At 62.3% G+C, this 18,801-nt stretch carries 17 protein-coding genes; 10 read left to right on the forward strand and 7 right to left on the reverse strand.

Annotated elements, in window-relative coordinates; translation table 11 throughout:
* The first annotated feature begins 39 nt into the window (after positions 1–39).
* On the forward strand, positions 40–1,572 hold the full coding sequence (locus tag C404_RS40710; protein WP_021194532.1) for an amino acid permease: 1,533 nt from the start codon (positions 40–42) through the stop codon (positions 1,570–1,572).
* A 15-nt stretch (positions 1,573–1,587) separates the two neighbouring features.
* Here the strand turns inward: C404_RS40710 and C404_RS40715 are convergent, their stop codons facing one another.
* From C404_RS40715 to C404_RS40745, 7 genes are all read right to left on the reverse strand, one after another.
* A complete protein-coding gene (locus tag C404_RS40715) occupies positions 1,588–2,865 on the reverse strand; it encodes an SGNH/GDSL hydrolase family protein (RefSeq protein ID WP_037011521.1) in 1,278 nt (425 codons plus the stop codon).
* 189 nt (positions 2,866–3,054) lie between these two features.
* A complete protein-coding gene (locus C404_RS40720; protein ID WP_031329258.1) occupies positions 3,055–3,774 on the reverse strand; it encodes an ABC transporter ATP-binding protein in 720 nt (239 codons plus the stop codon).
* The gene (locus C404_RS40725) at positions 3,774–4,562 is read right to left on the reverse strand and encodes an ABC transporter ATP-binding protein (RefSeq protein ID WP_021194535.1); all 789 of its coding nucleotides are present in this window, start codon (positions 4,560–4,562) and stop codon (positions 3,774–3,776) included. Before C404_RS40725 ends, C404_RS40720 begins: the two co-directional genes overlap by 1 nt.
* Positions 4,559–5,893, reverse strand: a complete 1,335-nt coding sequence (locus C404_RS40730; protein ID WP_031329259.1) for a branched-chain amino acid ABC transporter permease — start codon at positions 5,891–5,893, stop codon at positions 4,559–4,561. The genes C404_RS40725 and C404_RS40730 overlap by 4 nt, the downstream gene beginning before the upstream one ends.
* The gene (locus C404_RS40735; RefSeq protein WP_031329260.1) at positions 5,894–6,841 is read right to left on the reverse strand and encodes a branched-chain amino acid ABC transporter permease; all 948 of its coding nucleotides are present in this window, start codon (positions 6,839–6,841) and stop codon (positions 5,894–5,896) included.
* Between the two features lie 125 nt (positions 6,842–6,966).
* Positions 6,967–8,223, reverse strand: a complete 1,257-nt coding sequence (locus C404_RS40740; RefSeq protein ID WP_021194538.1) for a branched-chain amino acid ABC transporter substrate-binding protein — start codon at positions 8,221–8,223, stop codon at positions 6,967–6,969.
* A 229-nt stretch (positions 8,224–8,452) separates the two neighbouring features.
* On the reverse strand, positions 8,453–10,081 hold the full coding sequence (locus C404_RS40745; RefSeq protein ID WP_021194539.1) for a 3-(methylthio)propionyl-CoA ligase: 1,629 nt from the start codon (positions 10,079–10,081) through the stop codon (positions 8,453–8,455).
* A gap of 344 nt (positions 10,082–10,425) precedes the next feature.
* Here C404_RS40745 and C404_RS40750 point away from each other — a divergent pair, with 344 nt between their 5' ends.
* From C404_RS40750 to C404_RS40790, 9 genes are all read left to right on the forward strand, one after another.
* On the forward strand, positions 10,426–12,009 hold the full coding sequence (locus C404_RS40750; RefSeq protein WP_031329261.1) for a protein adenylyltransferase SelO: 1,584 nt from the start codon (positions 10,426–10,428) through the stop codon (positions 12,007–12,009).
* Between the two features lie 140 nt (positions 12,010–12,149).
* Entirely contained in the window at positions 12,150–12,536 is a 387-nt protein-coding gene (msrB, locus tag C404_RS40755; protein ID WP_021194541.1) for a peptide-methionine (R)-S-oxide reductase MsrB, read from the forward strand.
* Positions 12,537–12,581: 45 nt separating this feature from the next.
* A complete protein-coding gene (locus C404_RS40760; RefSeq protein WP_021194542.1) occupies positions 12,582–13,166 on the forward strand; it encodes a septation protein A in 585 nt (194 codons plus the stop codon).
* Complete coding sequence (locus C404_RS40765) at positions 13,166–13,438, forward strand: BolA family protein (RefSeq protein WP_021194543.1); 273 nt, start codon at positions 13,166–13,168, stop codon at positions 13,436–13,438. The genes C404_RS40760 and C404_RS40765 overlap by 1 nt, the downstream gene beginning before the upstream one ends.
* A 42-nt stretch (positions 13,439–13,480) precedes the next feature.
* The gene (locus C404_RS40770; protein ID WP_021194544.1) at positions 13,481–14,278 is read left to right on the forward strand and encodes a peptidylprolyl isomerase; all 798 of its coding nucleotides are present in this window, start codon (positions 13,481–13,483) and stop codon (positions 14,276–14,278) included.
* 294 nt (positions 14,279–14,572) lie between these two features.
* Positions 14,573–15,553 (forward strand): ABC transporter substrate-binding protein, encoded by a 981-nt coding sequence (locus C404_RS40775; RefSeq protein WP_021194545.1) that lies wholly within the window; start codon positions 14,573–14,575, stop codon positions 15,551–15,553.
* A 174-nt stretch (positions 15,554–15,727) separates the two neighbouring features.
* Entirely contained in the window at positions 15,728–16,636 is a 909-nt protein-coding gene (locus C404_RS40780; protein WP_021194547.1) for an ABC transporter permease, read from the forward strand.
* Between the two features lies 1 nt (position 16,637).
* The gene (locus C404_RS40785; RefSeq protein WP_021194548.1) at positions 16,638–17,432 is read left to right on the forward strand and encodes an ABC transporter ATP-binding protein; all 795 of its coding nucleotides are present in this window, start codon (positions 16,638–16,640) and stop codon (positions 17,430–17,432) included.
* Between the two features lie 366 nt (positions 17,433–17,798).
* Positions 17,799–18,701, forward strand: coding sequence for a J domain-containing protein (locus C404_RS40790; RefSeq protein WP_374754740.1), 903 nt, complete (start codon positions 17,799–17,801; stop codon positions 18,699–18,701).
* The last annotated feature ends 100 nt before the right edge of the window (positions 18,702–18,801 follow it).

The following is an 18,801-nucleotide window of genomic DNA, read 5'->3' on the forward strand; positions in this document are numbered from 1 at the left end:
GGCGTTTTCATTTGCGCGCCCCACCCCGGCGCATCCCCTATGCACACACCGATTACCCCGACCGGCCTCGAAGCCCAATCCGAACTGCGCCGACGCCTGCGCTCGCGGCACATCATGATGATCGCCCTGAGCGGCGCCATCGGCACGGGCCTGTTCGTGGCATCCGGCGCGTCGATTGCAACGGCCGGCCCCGGCGGCGCCCTGCTGACCTACACGCTGATCGGCGTGATGGTGTATTGCCTCATGACGAGCCTGGGTGAGCTGGCCGTGCATCTGCCAGTGTCGGGCTCGTTCGTGACCTATAGCCGCCTGTATGTGGAAGAAGGCTTCGGCTTTGCGCTCGGCTGGAACTACTGGTTCTCGTTGGCCGTGACGGTGGCCGTCGAGCTGGCCGCCGCGCAACTGGTGATGAAGTATTGGTTTCCGGGCGTGTCGGGCATGGTGTGGAGCGCGGCGTTCCTGCTGCTGATGTTCGGCCTCAACGCGATCTCCGTGCGTGGTTTTGGCGAGGCGGAATACTGGTTCTCGATGATCAAGGTGGTGACGATTGTCGTATTCCTGCTGATCGGCCTGGCGATGATCTTCGGCATCATGCAAGGTGGCCCGCAGTCAGGCTGGCAAAACTTCACCGTGGGCGATGCGCCGTTCGTGGGCGGCCCCGCTGCAATGATTGGCGTAGCCATGATCGCGGGGTTTTCGTTCCAGGGCGTCGAGACCGTGGGTGTGGCCGCTGGTGAAGCGGAGAACCCCTCTCGTACGATCCCACGCGCCATTCGCCAGACGTTCTGGCGCATTCTGCTGTTCTATGTGCTGGCGATCCTGATCATCGGTGTGTTGCTGCCCTATACCGATCCCAACCTGCTGCGCAATGAGGCAACCGATGTGGGTGTGAGCCCGTTCACGCTGGTGTTCCAGCATGCCGGCCTGGCATTTGCCGCCGGGATGATGAATGCGGTGGTGCTAACCGCACTGCTGTCGTCGGGCACGTCGAGCCTGTATGTATCGACGCGGATCCTCTATGACCTGTCGCTCGAAGGCCAGGCGCCGCGCTGGTTTGCCAAGGTGTCGGGCGATGGCGTGCCACTCCGGGCACTGATGGCCACGTCCGCCGTGGGGGCGCTCTGCTTCTTCAGTTCGCTGTTTGGCGATCAGGTGGTCTACCTGTGGCTGCTGAACACGTCAGCGGTGACGTGCTTCATCGCATGGTTTGGCATTGCCGTGGCGCACTACCGGTTCCGCAAGGGGTTCACGAGCCAGGGGCATTCGCTGGATCAGTTGGCGTATCGGTCGCCGTTCTTCCCGTTCGGGCCGATCATGGTGGCGATCCTGTGTGTGGTGATCATCCTTGGGCAGAACACCAAAGCGCTGTTTGCACCGATCGACAATTTTGGCCCCTTCGTTGCGACGTACTGCGGGGTGTTTCTGTTTGTGGCGATCTGGCTGGGATACCGCTGGAAGTTCAAGACGCGGTTTGTGAAGTATTCGGAGATGCAATTTAGCGGGGCGCATCTCCAGCAGGCCAAGGCGGCCTCGGAAGCCGCCTCGCCTGCTGCTGGCGTCGTCACTCACTAAGCGACGCCCGGGGGTTCACGGCCCAACGGATCGCAGCGTCGAGAGATTGACCGCATTGGCCATTGCCGCGTAGCCCGCGTCATTCGGGTGCAGGTGATCTCCGCTGTCGAATACCGGCAGCAGGTTTTGTGGACTGGCCGGATCGCGCACCACCGCATCGAAATCGACAACGGCGTCGAACGCGCCGCTAGTGCGGATCCAGCGGTTCACGGCCTGGCGCGTCGCCTCTTTCTGGGCCGACCAGTAATTCGGATACGGCACCTCCGAGCCCTTGAACGGCGTCAGGGTGCCGCCCATGATCTTGATGCCGTGTTGCCGGCTGCGCACGATGATCTGCCGGTACCCGTTGATGATGTCTTCCGCCGCAACGAGCGGGCTGGCGGGGGCCAACGATGTACCGGGGTAGCCAATGTCGTTGATGCCCTCCAGCAGGACCACCCACTGCACGCCCGGCAGGCTCAGGACATCCCGGTCATATCGGGCCAGCGCGCTGACGCCCGCCAGGTCTGCGAGAACGCGGTTGCCGGCAATCCCCTGGTTGAGCACGGCATACGCGCCCCATGGGCCATTGCTGTTCAGGCGCCGCGACAGCACATCGGGCCAGCGCTTGTTGGCATCGGTCGTGGAATTCTGGCCATCCGTAATCGAGTCCCCAAATGCAACAACGGTGCGCGGCTGGTTCTGTGCCTCGACCAGCAGGCCGGACACATAGAAGCGGCTCGTGTACGAGGTTGGCGATGGCTGATCCGGTGCGGCTGTGTTGTCGCCGCTCGAGACATAGGCCGTCTGTGCCGCGTAGTTGTGGATCGTCCCCAGCGTCGTGGCGTTGGGCAGGAACAGCGTGATGGCAACGTCTGACAACGGCGCAATGGGAAGGTCGATCGGGTCACTGATCAACGGCGCGCCGGCATAGAGCGTGGTGGTGGTTTTCCCGCCAAACGTAACGGTTCGGTCAGAGTTGGGGCGGATCTTCGCACCGCCGGCAGACAAGGCAACATGCACCGGACCAACGACCACCGGTGCTGTCCCGAACTCATTGCTTAACCGCAGGCGCAGCTGATTGCCTCCAATGCTGGCATGGACGATCTGGCGAATGGTTGTTGCTGCGGGAAAGTTCTTGGGGGCAGTCGGATAGATGTTGCGATCGGGGCTGACCGTCCAGGTTGCGACCCACCGGCCGTTGAATCCGTTGGCCCGGTAGTCCTCGTCCGCATGTGGCACTGAAGAGGCCAATGAGATAAGGGCAATCACTGCTGCACGGTAAAAGCGCTGCCGAAAACTACTTCTGCGCATGGTGTCTCCATTGAGTGTTATCGAGTGAACCAGGCCGTGCCGAACGCACGGCCCATTCGATGTCGTAATGACCGGTGCCCCCGACTTCAAGGAGAAATTTGTCAACTGTTGGCTACCGATCGACAAAAGAAAAAGCCCGCACGGGCATCCATGCGGGCCATCTATCGATCGTGATGCTGGGAGCCGTGTTTAAACCTCCAGCCACTCCTGGCGGACCTTCGCATCTGCCTTCAACTGTTGCGGCGTTCCCTCAAACACGATCTGCCCATGCCCCATCACATACACGCGCTGTGAGATGTCCAGGGCAATAGCCAGCTTCTGCTCCACCAGCAGCACCGAGATCCCCCGCTCCTTGAGCGTCTTCAGATACTCGCCTACCAGCGTTACGATCAGTGGCGCGAGCCCTTCGGTCGGCTCATCGATGATGATGAAATCCGGATCGCCCATCAGCGTGCGGCACAGCGTGAGCATCTGCTGTTCGCCGCCGGAGAGCACACCTGCCGGGGTGTTCTCCCGCTCCTGCAGCCGGGGGAACATGCGATACATGTCTTCCAACTGCCAGCGCGGCTTCGGCTGACTCGGGTTGCGCTTCTCGCCCAGCAGCAGGTTCTGTCGTACCGTCAGCGTTGGGAAGATGTCGCGGTTCTCCGGCACGTAACCGATGCCTTGATGCGCCACCTCGAAGGTGCGCATGCCGCTCACGTTCTTGCCACGCAGCAGGATCTCGCCTTCGTGCTTGACCATCCCCATGATGGACTTGGCCAAGGTCGAGCGCCCCACCCCATTGCGCCCAAGCAGGGCGACGATCTCGCCCTCGCCCACGTGCATGTCGACGCCGTGCAGGATGTGGCTCTTGCCGTAGTACGCGTGCAGGTTGCGCACCTCCAGCATTGGAGTATTCGTTGCCATCAATGCGCTCCTGCAGGTTCATCCAGCGTGGTGCCGAGGTAGGCCTCCTTCACGCGGCGGTTGTTGCGAATGGCCTCGGGCGTGTCGGTGGCAATCACCTCGCCGTAGACCAGCACCGAGATGCGATCGGCCAAGCCAAATACCACGCTCATGTCGTGCTCGACCATCACCAGCGTCTTGCCGACAGTCACCTTGCGGATCAAGTCGACCGCGTGGTCGGATTCGGAGCGGCTCATACCGGCAGTCGGCTCGTCCAGCAGGATCACGTCGGCACCGCCCGCGATGGTGATGCCAATCTCCAGCGCACGCTGTTCGGCATACGTCAGCATGCCTGCGGCGGCATCGCGCCGATGCGTCATGCCGATCTGCTCCAGCACTTCCTCCGCACGTTCACGTGCATCGCGCAGTTCGGCCAGCTTGTGCCAGAACGAATACTTGTAGCCCAGCGACCAGAGCACCGCGCAACGCAGGTTCTCGAACACCGTCAGCCGATGAAAGATGTTGGTGATCTGGAAGCTGCGCGACAGGCCCTTGCGGTTGATCTCGAACGGCGCCAGGCCGCTGATCTCTTCGCCATTGAGCTGCACGCTGCCCGACGTGGCTGGGAAGCGGCCCGAGATCAGGTTGAACGTGGTCGACTTGCCTGCGCCATTCGGGCCGATGAGCGCGTGGCGCTCGCCCTTGCCGATGGTAAGGTTCACGCCCCGGATGATCTCGGTCTGACCGAAACGCTTGCGGACATCGCGCAGTTCCAGCGCGGCGGTGGGACCCAATGCGGGTTGACTCATGGTTGCGGCTCCTGCAAGGCGTTGTCCCAGGCGGTGCGCAGCTTGCCCGCTGCGGCACGCAAGCCGAAGGCGCCCACCAGCCACAGCACGGCGGTCACGGCCCACGGCATCCAGGTGGTCGGTGCGACGGACATGCCGAACAGCGTGGCCACGCCGCCCGAGCCCTCGTCCTGCACGGCGTAGATCATCTCTACGGTGGAGATCAGCGCCACCAGCAGGATGGCGGCGGGCACGAATGCCACGCCGTAGGCCGGCAGCAGTGTCTTCAACTTGCCGCGCCGTGCAATCGGCAGATGCATCACCAGCAGGCTAGCGATGCCGCCCGGCGCATACATGACCATCAGCACGAAGAACAAGCCCAGATACAGCAGCCACGCTTTGGTGATACCCGACAGCGCCACGGTAAAGAACACCGTGAGCACCGCGCCGATGATCGGGCCAAAGAAGCTGCCCATACCGCCAATGAACGCCGCCAGCAGCACCGCCCCCGACCGCACGGCCGAGACGTTCTCTGCCGTCACGATCTCGAAGTTGATGCACGACAGCGCACCGGCAATACCTGCAAAAAACGCTGACAGGATCACCACCAGAAAACGCACGCGCTGCGTGTTGTAGCCGATGAATTCCACGCGCTCGGGGTTGTCACGCACGGCGTTGGCGATACGGCCCAGCGGCGTTTGCGTCCACGCATACATCAGCGCCATCGAGATCAGGCACCATGCGGCGATCAGGTAATACACCTGGCGCGCCGGGCCGAAGCTGACGCCGGCAAGCGCGTCGCCGATGCTGCGGTTGGTCGACACACCGCCTTCACCACCGAAGAAGTCCGGAAACATGAGCGCACTGGCGAAGACCATCTCGCCGATACCCATCGTGATCATCGCGAACGTCGTACCAGCCTTCTTGGTCGTGACGTAGCCGAAGATCACGCCGAACAGCGCGCCGCCCAGGCCGCCTACGATGGGCAGCAACGCCACCGCCAGCGGCCCGGCAACACCCAGCGACTGCATGGCGCCGATCTTGTTGAGCACGTGCACGGCCATGAAGGCACCCAGGCCGGCGTACACCGCGTGCCCAAACGACAGCATGCCGGACTGCCCCAGCAGCATGTTGTACGACAGCGCGAAGATGATCATGATGCCCATCTGCGAGAGCAGCGTGATGGCAAAACCCTGCGGCCAGATGAGCGGCAGGACGATCATCACCAGCGCCGTGATGCTCCAGATCAGCCAGCGGGCGAGGTTGACCGGCCTGAACTTCATTGTTCGCGCGCGATCATTGGCCGGCAATGCCCCGTGTTGTTGCGCTTGTTGGTGCATAGTGCGTTCCATTTAGCTCTCCCGCGTACCCATGAGCCCACGCGGGCGGAAGATCAGCATCAGCACCAGCAGCAGGTACGGCAGCACCGGCGCGACTTGCGCAATCGTCAGGTTCCAGACCGAGATGAGCGGCACGTCCGGATGGAGCGTGACACCGATCGTCTGCAGCACGCTCGTCACCGAGATATCCAGCGTGACGGCAAACGTCTGAATGCAGCCGATCAGCAGCGATGCGATAAACGCGCCCACCAGCGACCCCATGCCGCCCACCACCGCCACCACGAAGACGATGGAGCCGACTGCCGCCGCCATGGACGGCTCTGTCACGAAGGCATTGCCGCCAATCACGCCAGCCAACCCTGCTAGCGCACAACCGCCGCCAAACACCAGCATGAACACGCGCGGCACGTTGTGGCCGAGCGCTTCCACCATGTCCGGATGCGTGAGCGCTGCCTGAATGACCAGGCCGATGCGTGTACGCGTGAGCAGCAGGAAGATGCCCACCAGCATCAGCAGCGACACCAGCATCATGAACGCGCGGTACTTGGGGAACGACGACGTGAACAGTGTGAACAGCGGGCCGTCCAGCACTTCTGGCACGCGGTACGGTACGGCGGGCAGGCCCCACACCAGCTTCACGCCTTCTTCAATGAGGTAAGCCAGGCCGAAGGTGAACAGCAGCTCGGCGACGTGGCCGTAGCGATGCACGGTACGCAGGCCAAAGCGCTCGACCACCGCGCCCAACGCACCCACCAGCAGCGGCGCAACGATCAGCGCGGTCCAGAAGCCCAGGTACCCGCTGACAACGTAGGCGAAGTACGCCCCCAGCATGTAGAAGCTGGCATGCGCAAAGTTGAGAACGCCCATCATGCTGAAGATCAGCGTCAGGCCCGAAGACAGCATGAACAGCAGCAACCCGTAGCTGATGCCGTTCAAGAGATTGATGACTAGAAATTCCACGCTGCAGCCCTCTCGGCAAGGCATGGACCGTCCCGCGAAAATGCGGTGCTGGTCCATGCCTTTCCCCGTTTAAAACATCGCCGCACGATAGCATCGGGCGGCCCTTCGGCACACCACTCGCCGTGTTATTGCGGGCGTTTCATCTGGCAGGAAGTCGGCTGCGACGCAATGTATTGATCGAGCACAGCATCGGTCTTCCAGCCGTAGCCCGTGTTTTCCTGGTCGTACTTGACGTTCTTGCCGTTGGTCTTTTCCCAGGTGGCGATGTAGAGCGGCTGCTGACCCTGGTGGTCGGATGCGCGCATCTCGAAGGTGCCGTTCAGGCTGTCGACCTTCATGCCTTCGAAGGCCTTGGCAACCTTGGCGGGCTCGGCCGACTTGGTCTGCTTGATGGCTTTGGCCAGCATGGCGATGCCGGTGTAAGAGGCCATCAGGTAGAAGTCGTCGTTGTACTTTTTCTTGAAGCCGTCGACGATATCGGCACCCTTGTAGCCGTCATTGTTGGTGTTCCAGTAGCCCACGTATTTCACGTGATCGGCGCCCGCGGCGCCCATGGCCGTCGGCACGCCGGTGGTGGAACCGTAGTACGTATAGAAGTTGGCGTTCAGGCCCGCATCTTTGCCTGCCTTGATCAGCAGAGCCAGATCGCTACCCCAGTTGCCGGTGATGACGGTATCCGCACCCGACGACTTGATCTTCGAGACATACGGCGAGAAATCCTTCACCTGTGCCAGCGGGTGCAGGTCTTCCCCCACGATCTCGATGTCCGGACGCTTGCGCTTGAGGTATTCCTTGGCCGCACGCGCCACCTGGTGACCAAACGAATAGTTCTGGTTGATCAGATAGACCTTCTTGACCTTCGGGTCCTTGGCCAGGTAGCTGGTCAGGGCCTCCATCTTCATGTCGGAATTGGCGTCCAGACGGAAGTGCCAGTAGTTGCACTTGCTGTTGGTCATGTCCGGGTCGACCGCCGCGTAGTTCAGGTAGACGATTTCCTTGCCCGGATTGCGCTCGTTGTACTTGGCCACGGCGTCTTCCAGCGCCATGCCGACGCTCGAGCCGTTGCCTTGCACGATGTAATGGATGCCCTGGTCGGCCACCTGCTTGAGCACAGTCAGGCTTTCCTGCGGCGAGAGCTTGTTGTCGAACCCCACCACCTCGAACTTGGTGCCGTCGCCGGCCCAGTTCTTCTGCGTGGCCATGTCGGCGATGTACTGCCAGCTGCGCAACTGGTTCTGCCCCAGCGCACCCATCAGGCCCGACAGCGGGTCGATCCAGGCGATCTTGACGGTTTCGGCGGCAGACGCAGCAGCGCTCCCCAGCGCCCCACCGATTGCCACGACACTTGCAACAGCCACAATCAACGGACGGAACTTCGTCATGCGTGTCTCCTTCAGGTGGTGGAGTCGCCGGCGAGTCACTCTCCCGCGTGCCACGGATGGGCACGTCGGCTGCTTGCGTCTCCAGGTTGCAACGCGCCCGGGCTTCATTCCGCCGCGACCCGATTGCTGGTGGGTGTGCGGTGGCTGGCCCTGATCCGGTTGTCTTGCGTCCGCCGTCCTCACGCTCGGCTTGTTGCCGATGCGCGGGCGGCGGTTTCTGTTCTGACTGCTAGGCCTGTGCGGCCGGGAACTGGTAATCCTTGAACTGCTCGCGCAGCTTGAGCTTCTGCATCTTGCCGGTGGCCGTGAGCGGTATCTCGGTGACGAACACCACGTCATCCGGAATCCACCACTTGGCAACCTTGCCTTCGAAGAACTTGAGCATCTCCTCACGCGTGAGTTCGGCGCCCGGCTTCTTCATCACCACCAGCAGCGGGCGCTCGTCCCACTTCGGGTGGCGGCAAGCAATGCACGCAGCCATATGCACAGCGGGGTGCGCAGCGGCCACGTTCTCCACGTCGATGGAGGAGATCCACTCACCGCCGGACTTGATCACGTCCTTGCTGCGATCGGTGATCTGCATGTACCCGTCGGCGTCGATATTGGCCACGTCACCCGTCGGGAACCAGCCGTCCACCAACGGTGAATGGTCGCCGCGGAAATAGCTGTCGATGATCCACGGCCCACGCACATACAGGTCGCCGAAGGCCTTGCCGTCCCACGGCAGTTCGTGGCCCTCTGCATCGACGATCTTCATGTCGACGCCGTAGATGGCGCGGCCCTGGCGTTCGAGCACGTGCTGCTTGGCTTCTTCGGGCAAATCGGTGTGCTTGCCCATCAGCTTGCAGGTCGTCCCCAACGGCGACATTTCCGTCATGCCCCAGGCGTGGATGACTTCCACGTCGAGCGATTTCAGCGCGCGAATCATGGCCGGCGGCGCGGCCGAACCACCAATGACGGTGCGACGGAACGTCGAGAACTTGAGGTTGTTCGCCTGCACGTGCTGCAGCAAGCCCAGCCACACAGTCGGCACGCCGGCGGAGAAGGTCACCTTCTCCTGCTCGAACAACTCGTAGACGGAGGCACCATCCAGCTTCGGCCCCGGGAAGACCAGCTTGGCGCCCACCAGCGGCACCGAATACGGCAGGCCCCACGCGTTGACATGGAACATCGGCACCACCGGCAGGATCACGTCCTGCGCCGAGCACCCCAGCGCATCCGGCAATGCCGATGCGTACGAGTGCAGCACGGTAGAACGATGCGAATACAGCGCACCCTTCGGGTTGCCCGTCGTGCCCGACGTGTAGCAGAGGCTGGAAGCGGTGTTCTCGTCGAACTGCGGCCAGGTGTATTCGGCACTCTGCGCGTCGAGCAGCTCTTCATAACAGAGCATCGGCACGCTGGAGTTGGGCATGTGCGCCCGGTCAGTCATCGCCACCCAGCCCTTCACGTTCGGGCAATGCGCGGCGATGCCCTCGACGAGCGGCACGAACGTCAGGTCGAAGAAGACGTACTGATCGTCAGCGTGATTGACGATATAGGCGATCTGGTCTGGAAACAGCCGCGGGTTGATGGTGTGGCACACCGAACCCGAGCCAGACACGCCGTAATAGATTTCAAGATGGCGATAGCCGTTCCAAGCCAGCGTGCCGACGCGCTCGCCGGGCTGCACGCCCAATGCGGCCAGCGCATTTGCCAGTTGCTTGGAACGATCCCGCACTTGCCGATACGTGGTGCGATGGATATCGCCCTCGACACGGCGTGACACGACTTCAGTCGAACCGGAATTGCGCGCTGCATGTTCGATGATGGTCGAGATGAGCAAAGGGTTGCTCATCATTTGTCCCATCAGGGCCATGGTGTCTCCTAGAAAAACTGAACAACCGTTCTATTTTTTGGCCGATTGTTCCCGTGATCGTCTAGCACGTCAACGGGTTGTTGTTGTGCGCTGCGGCATGTCACACAATCGCGGCCCCCATGTTTACCCGGCCATCTAAAAAACCCTGCGAACCGTTGTGGTGCAAGGGTTCGCAGGCTGCAGCTTTTTTTACTGCCAAGTACAATACGCGATAGCGTTGCTGCGTCTCAACATGGCGTTTTCCCCTACACAGAGCGCATTTTTCTGCACTGCGGAATTCACAACTGTTGACGATTTGGCACTGTTTTTGCGCCATTTCCCGTGCTAATCGAGCGCCCCGATCCATGCCGACTTCCCCTGCCGCCTTGCCTGACGATTCCCTTATCAGCACCTTCGACTGGGCCGGCCGCCCTGCCGCTGCCCCCGGATTCTCCACACTCGGCGAGCGGTTTCTGACCCGGTTGTCGCCTATGCCGATGCCCACGGCGGGCACACCGTATCTCGTGGGCTTCTCACCCGATGCGGCCGCCCCGCTGGGCATTGCCCGCGCAGAACTCGATACACCTGCCGGCCTGGATGTGTTCACGGGCAACACGATTGCCGCATGGAGCGACCCGCTCGCCACGGTCTACTCCGGTCACCAATTCGGCGTGTGGGCCGGTCAGCTGGGCGACGGCCGCGCGTTGCTGCTGACTGAACTGCAAACCGCCGATGGCCCCTGCGAAATCCAGCTCAAGGGTGCGGGCCGCACGCCGTATTCGCGCATGGGCGACGGGCGCGCCGTACTGCGTTCGTCCATTCGCGAATTCCTGTGCTCGGAGGCGATGGCCGGCCTCGGCATCCCCACCACGCGCGCGCTGTGCGTGACCGGCTCCGATGCCCCGGTGCGCCGCGAAGAGATCGAAACCGCCGCCGTCGTCACGCGCCTGGCGCCATCGTTCGTGCGCTTCGGTCACTTCGAACACTTTGCCGCCAACGAGAAGCTGCCCGAATTGCGCGCGCTGGCTGACTACGTCATCGACCGCTTCTACCCGGACTGCCGCACCGCACCACAGCCCTACCTGGCGATGCTGCGTGAAGTCGCCCGCCGCACCGCCGAGTTGATGGCGCAATGGCAAGCCGTCGGCTTCTGCCACGGCGTGATGAACACCGACAACATGTCGATCCTCGGCCTCACGCTCGACTACGGCCCGTTCGGTTTCCTGGATGGCTTCAACGCCAACCACATCTGCAACCACTCCGACACCGGCGGCCGCTACGCCTACGCCCAGCAGCCGCAGATCGGCTATTGGAACCTGTTCTGCCTCGCGCAGGCCCTACTGCCGCTGTTCGGCGAAGATCCCGACGTTTTCGTCGACATAAGCGACGAAGCACAAGCCCAGCCTGCCATCGACGCCGCGCAAGATACGCTGCTCACCTACCGCGACGTCTACGGCGCAGCCTTCCACGCCCGCTATCGCGCCAAGCTGGGCCTGTCGACCGCGCAGGATGCCGATGAGACCCTCTTCGGCGACCTGTTCAAGTTGCTGCATACCCAACGTACGGACTACACGCTCTTCTTCCGCCACCTCGCCGATGTGCGTCGTGACGACACACCCGCCGCGGCAGAAGCGCGCACCGTGCGCGACTTCTTCTTCGACCGCGCTGCCGCAGACGTGTGGCTGAACGCGTATCGCCAACGGTTGCAGGCCGAACCGCAATCCGACGATGAGCGCGCGACCGCCATGCGCCGCGTCAACCCGAAGTACGTGTTGCGCAACCACCTGGCCGAAGTCGCCATCCGCCGCGCCAAAGAAAAGGATTTCTCCGAAGTCGAGAACCTGCGCGCCGTGCTGGCCCGCCCATTCGACGATCACCCTGGCTTCGAGCACTACGCGCAGCCAGCACCCGATTGGGCGTCGTCGCTGGAAGTGAGCTGCTCGTCGTGATCCGATATGCGGCACAAGTGATGCGCCGGAACTGACGCCGTGCTCTAATCCGCGCCTGTCAGGATCGCCGCCGCAACACGACAAAACAACGTTGGCTGCCCACGAAGCCGCCAACGACACCAACAAGGAGTCTCATCACCATGACCGTCCAGAAAACCAACGCCGAATGGCGTGACCAGCTCTCCGACATCGAATACCGCGTCACCCGCGAAGCCGCCACCGAACGCCCTTTCACCGGCGAGTATTGGGACCACTGGGAGCGCGGCGTCTACAACTGCGTGTGCTGCGGCACCCCGCTCTTTGAATCGTCGACCAAGTTCGATGCCGGTTGCGGCTGGCCCAGCTATTTCCAGCCCATCAACGGCGAGGTAATCGCCGAGAAAACCGACCGCTCGCACGGCATGTTGCGCATCGAGGTGCAATGCAAGAACTGCGGCGCGCACCTGGGCCACGTATTCGAAGACGGCCCCGCCCCGACCGGCCTGCGGTATTGCATCAACTCGGCTGCGCTAAAATTCGGCGATTGATCTTTCGCATAGGCCCGCACAAGCGCCCTACACGCACATTCACGCATGAAATTCCTGTTCGATCTGTTCCCGGTCATCCTGTTCTTTGCTGCCTTCAAGGTGGCCGGTATTTATGTGGCGACCACCGTCGCGATGGTCGCCACCGTGCTGCAGATCGCCTGGGTGTGGTTCAAGCACCGCAAGGTGGACGCCATGCAGTGGCTGTCGCTGCTCATCATCGGCGTGTTTGGCGGCGCGACGCTCATCTTCCACAACGACACCTTCATCAAGTGGAAACCAACGGTGCTGTACTGGCTGTTTGGCGTCGTGCTGCTGGGCAGCGTGGTGTTTGTTCGCAAGAACCTGATTCGCGCCATGATGGAGCATCAGGTGTCGCTGCCGGAGTCGATGTGGGGCCGCCTGAATCTGGTGTGGGCGATTTTCTTCCTGGCGATGGGTGGTCTGAATCTGTATGTGGCCTACCACTACGACACCGACGTCTGGGTCAACTTCAAGCTGTTTGGCTCGATGGGCCTGATGGTGGTGTTCATCCTGGCGCAGAGCGTCTGGCTGGCGCGCCACATGCAGGAGCGCCCCGCCGATGCTGCCAATGACCCCAGCGCCAAGGACAACTCGAAGGAACAGATCTGATGGCCGCCGATCCACGCGAGATTGAGCGCCTGTTGCGCGACGCCTTCCAGCCTGCCCACCTCGTCGTTGAAGACGACAGCGCCAAGCATGCCGGCCACGCCGGCGCGGCCTCCGGCGGTGGGCATTACAACGTCGAAATCGTCAGCTCAGCCTTTGCCGGCAAGAGCCGCGTTGCGCGTCATCGCATGGTGTATGATGCGCTGCACACGCTGTGGCCGGCGGCGATTCATGCCCTGGCGATCCGCGCGGTCACTCCCGAAGAAAACACGTAAGCGCATTCCACGCTCACTCGTCCTTCCCTCGAACGCAATCCCATGAAGATTTCCAGCCTCACTGCCAGCCTGCTGGCTGTTGCCCTTGCTGCGACCGTTGCTCCGGCCATGGCCCAGAATGCCGCCGTCGTCAACGGCAAAGCCATCCCGAGCGCCAAGGTGGACGCGCTGATCAAGAAGTCGGGCCAGCCCGAATCGCCGGAGCTGCGCAGCAAAGCCCGCGACATGCTGATCGACCGCGAACTGATCGAGCAGGACGCCGCCAAGCGTGGTCTGCTGGAGCGCGATGACGTGCAGGAACAACTCGCCGCATCCCGCCTGAACGTGCTGGTGGCTGCGGAGTTTGAAGACTACGTCAAGAACAGCCCCGCCACCGAAGACGAACTGCACAAGCAGTACGACAAGATCAAGGCGCAGTTTGGCAACGGCAAGGAATACCACGCCCACCACATCCTGGTGGACAAGGAAGCCGACGCGAAGGCGATCATCGCCAAGCTGAAGGCTGGCGGCAACTTTGAAGCCATCGCCAAGGCTCAATCGAAGGACAAGGGATCGGGCGCCAACGGCGGCGATCTGGACTGGGCCAACCCGGGCACTTATGTGCCGGAGTTCTCGGCAGCGCTGACGGGCCTGAAGAAGGGTGAGATCACCCAGACGCCGGTCAAGACGCAATTCGGCTGGCACGTGATCCGCCTGGACGACACGCGCGATGCGAAGATCCCGTCGTATGAAGAGGTCAAGCCGCAACTGCTCGAAATGATGATGGGCGACCAGAACTGGCAACGCAGCAAGTTCCAGGCAATGCTGAAGGATCTGCGCGAAAAGGCGAAGATCCAGTAATAAACGCCCCGTAGGGGCTGTAAAAAAGGGGCCTCGTGCCCCTTTTTGATTTTTGGGCTCCGGATGAATCGTGCGCAACCCGAGTCCCTTGCCTGATCAATCAGGTGAGCTCCAAAACGCTTCTGAAGTGTTTGCTGAAAAGCGCTGAGATTTGTCTCATAATGTGCGCCCACGTGCGCCGGCTTTGCACCGCTTCGGTGCGCTCAAGAACGTCTGAAAACCAACCACGCCAGCACGGGCTCATCCCGCCCGTCGCCAGAGCGAAACCACCCAAAAGGGAAACAGGAGATCCGTATGTCCAGCTTCAAACACGCCTTCCGCCTCGCAGCGCTTGCCGCCATTCCGATGGCGCTTCTGCAAGCCACCCCGGCGCTGGCCCAGGCCACCAAGTCGGTCGAAGTGCTGGCCATCGTTGAACACCCGGCACTCGATGCCATTCGCGACGGCGCCAAGGAAGCACTCAAGGCCGAGGGCTTCGACGCCGGCAAGAACCTGAAGTGGGAATACCAGAGCGCGCAAGGCAGCCCTGCCACGGCCGCGCAGATCGCCCGCAAGTTCATCGGCGACAAGCCGGATGCCATCGTCGCCATCGCTACGCCGTCGGCACAGGCTGTCGTGGCTGCCACGAAGACCATCCCGGTGGTGTATTCCGGCGTGACCGACCCGGTTGCCGCACAACTGGTCAAGAACTGGGAGCCGACCGGCACCAACGTGACCGGCGTGTCCGACAAGCTGCCGCTGGACAAGCAGATCGCCCTGATCAAGCGCGTGGTGCCGAATGCCAAGCGCGTGGGCATGGTCTACAACCCGGGTGAAGCCAACTCGGTCGTGGTCGTCAACGAGCTGAAGAAGCTGCTGACGGCCCAGGGCATGACGCTGGTGGAATCGGCTGCACCGCGCACCGTGGACATCGCTCCGTCGGCCAAGAACCTGATCGGCAAGGTTGACGTGATCTACACGAACACCGACAACAACGTGGTGTCGGCGTATGAGTCGCTGGTGAAGGTGGCCAACGAAGCGAAGATCCCGCTGGTGGCCGGTGATACCGACAGCGTGAAGCGTGGCGCCATTGCCGCGCTGGGCATCAACTACTACGACCTGGGCAAGCAGACCGGTGCCGTTGTTGCCCGCATCCTGAAGGGCGAGAAGCCGGGCGCAATCGCCTCGGCCGGCAGCTCCAACCTGGAACTGTTCGTGAACGAAGGCGCTGCCAAGAAGCAAGGTGTGACCCTGTCGGCAGACCTGCTGAAGGACGCCAAGGAAGTCATCAAGTAAGCCGCAAGGCGCCGGCCAACTCCATCCAACGGAGATGGCCGGCGCGGGTCATGGCAGCCCGGTTCCAAAACGCGGTGATCCGCCGCATCATGGCCGGGCGCTCGCGCTCCACCCACAAGCGTCCCCGTTCATTGCCTTCTGGCGCGGTGCCCAACCGCCGTGCCCTACTCTGTCATGTCACTTTTTTCATTGCTCGGCGCCCTGGAGATCGGTCTGATCTTCAGTCTCGTGGCGCTCGGGGTGCTGATCTCTTTCCGCATCCTCAACTTCCCTGACCTCACTGTCGACGGCAGCTTCCCCATGGGCGGCGCTGTGGCGGCCACGCTCATCGCCGGCGGACACGATCCGTTCATGTCGACCTTCTGCGGCATGCTGGCTGGTGCCGCTGCGGGCTTCATCACGGGCTGGCTCAACGTGCGCCTGAAAATCATGGATCTGCTCGCCAGTATCCTGATGATGATCGCGCTGTATTCGGTCAACCTGCGCATCATGGGCAAGCCGAACGTGCCGCTCATCTCCGAGCCGACGGTGTTCTCGCTGCTGCAGCCGGAATGGATGCCCGACTACGTCTTCCGCCCTGTACTGCTGGGTGTGGTGGTCGTGATCGTCAAGCTGCTGGTGGACTGGTTCTTCTCGACGCAAGTCGGTCTGTCGCTGCGCGCCACCGGCGCCAACCCGCGCATGGCACGCGCCCAGGGCGTTGCTACCGGTGCCGCTACGCTGGCCGGTATGGCGCTGTCCAACGCGCTGGTCGCCCTTGCTGGTGCGCTCTACGCGCAAACGCAAGGCGGAGCGGATGTGTCGATGGGTATCGGCACCATCGTGATCGGCCTGGCCGCCGTCATCATCGGCGAGACCGTGCTGCCCGCACGCCGCCTGGTGCTGACCACGCTGGCCGTGGTGATTGGCGCAATCCTGTATCGCTTCTTCATCGCCCTGGCGCTCAACAGCGATTTCATCGGCCTGCAGGCGCAGGATCTGAACATGGTGACCGCCGCGCTGGTGGTGATCGCCCTCGTGCTGCCGGGTGTGCGCCGCAAGGTGTTCGGCAAGTTCGCCAAGACCGCTACCAAGGGGAACTGACATGCTGAGCGCACAAGGACTCACCCTCACCTTCAACCCGGGCACGCCCATCGAGACGCGCGCGCTGCGTGGCCTGTCGCTGGAGATCCCCACGGGCCAGTTCGTGGCCGTGATCGGCTCGAACGGCGCCGGCAAGTCGACGTTCCTGAACTCCATCAGCGGCGACCAACTGGTCGATTCGGGCAGCATCACCATCAACGGTGAAGACGTCACCCGCAAGACCGCATGGCAACGCGCCGACAAGGTCGCCCGCGTGTTCCAGGACCCGATGGCCGGCACCTGCGAGAACCTGACCATCGAAGAGAACATGTCGCTGGCCATGTGCCGCGGCCAGCGTCGTGGTTTCAAGTTCGCGACCAATCGCAAGTGGCGCGAGATCTTCCGCGAGCAACTGCGTCGATTGGACCTCGGCCTCGAGAGCCGTCTGACGGATCGCATTGGTCTGTTGTCGGGGGGCCAGCGTCAGGCTGTGAGCCTGCTGATGGCATCCCTGCAACCGTCGCGCATTCTGCTGCTGGATGAGCACACCGCTGCGCTGGACCCGAAAACGGCCGCCTTCGTGCTGGAGCTGACCGCCAAGATCGTCTCGGAGTCCAAGCTGACGACGATGATGGTCACGCACTCCATGCGCCAGGCGCTTGACTACGGCGACCGCACGGTGATGCTGCACCAGGGCAACGTGATCCTCGACGTGCAAGGCGAGGAGCGCAAAGGCCTGGACGTGCCGCACCTGCTGCAGAAGTTCGAAGAAACGCGCGGCGCCAAGGTGGACGACGACGCGCTGCTACTGGGCTGAGACCAACGCAGCGTTCCAACGCACCATGAAGAACGGGCACCTTCGGGTGCCCGTTTTTTTACGCGAATGGAGTCGCCACAAGGTTGGCATGATGCCGCCTGCCTACAATGCACAGTCAACCGTGATGTCTTTCGCATTCTTGAACACCCTGCCATGACCAAGGCACGCCGTCCGGCCATCAGCATTGCGCCCGATCAGAACCAACAAGACGCGCCAACGCTGTCGAAAGGGCAGAAATCATTCAACGCACTGATCAAGCAGATCGAGAATCGGCGCAAGCGGCTGGCTGACTGGGAAGCCGCCACAACGCAGTTTCAGGCGCGCTATGCGGGCGAGTTCCTACCGCTGCAGCGGACCAGCACCGACTTGAAGATCCGCATGGTGCATTCCCTGGACCAGGCCTATGAGCACGACGGACTGACCAAGCCTGAGCGCCGCAAGATATCCGCCCTCATCGTCGATCTGGCCGGCAACTTGATCAATGAAGATGCCAGCCTCAAGGCCATCTACAACAAGTACAGCGGAACGGACTTCGATCGTGAAACTGCAGCGCAAGCCGCGGAAATGAAGTCGCGGCTGGAGGCAATGCTCGGTGTCGATCTGGGGGATGACGCGGATGCGCATTCGCAGGACGCCGTACTGCAACGCGCCCGGGCGCACATCCAGCAACAGGCAGAGAAAAAGGCTGCCCTCGCAAGCAAGCGTGAAGCACGCCGGGCTGCCCGGGAAAAATCCCCCAAACAGCTCGCGGCGGAAGCCCGCGAGCAAGAGGAACAGGCGCAGATCAGCCTGTCCATTCGCGAGGTCTATCGCAAGCTCGCCAGCGCCTTGCACCCCGACCGCGAGACCGATCCACAGGAACGCGATCGGAAGACCCGGCTCATGCAGCGTGTCAACGAGGCCTATGACAAGGGCAACCTGTTGCACCTGCTGGAGTTGCAGCTTGAGCTCGACCACATCGACCAGCGCTCAATCAACCACCTGAGCGAAGCGCGGCTGACGCACTACAACGAGATCCTGAAGGATCAGGTGCGCGAACTCGACCGACAAATCCACCGCGTCGAGACGACGTTCCGGCACACCTACGGTTACCACCGGGCCGGGGCGCTGTCTCCGGATGCACCGCTGCAGAATCTCGCCACCAACATCGGTGCCCTGCACCACACGATTCGCAACCTTGAGCAGGACCTTGCCGCGTTCGACGACATCAAGGACCTGAGGCGCATGCTGAAACGCGCGCAATCGACCAGCGATTCGATGCCCTTTTGAAAGGGAATCGGTTCAATCCAACAAAACGGGCGCCCGAAGGTGCCCGTTTTGTTGGGTAGCTAAGTGGCCGTACAACGGCCTGCAAAGCCGTGTACGCCAG

This window comes from Ralstonia sp. AU12-08 (genome assembly GCF_000442475.1).
GTDB lineage: Bacteria > Pseudomonadota > Gammaproteobacteria > Burkholderiales > Burkholderiaceae > Ralstonia > Ralstonia insidiosa.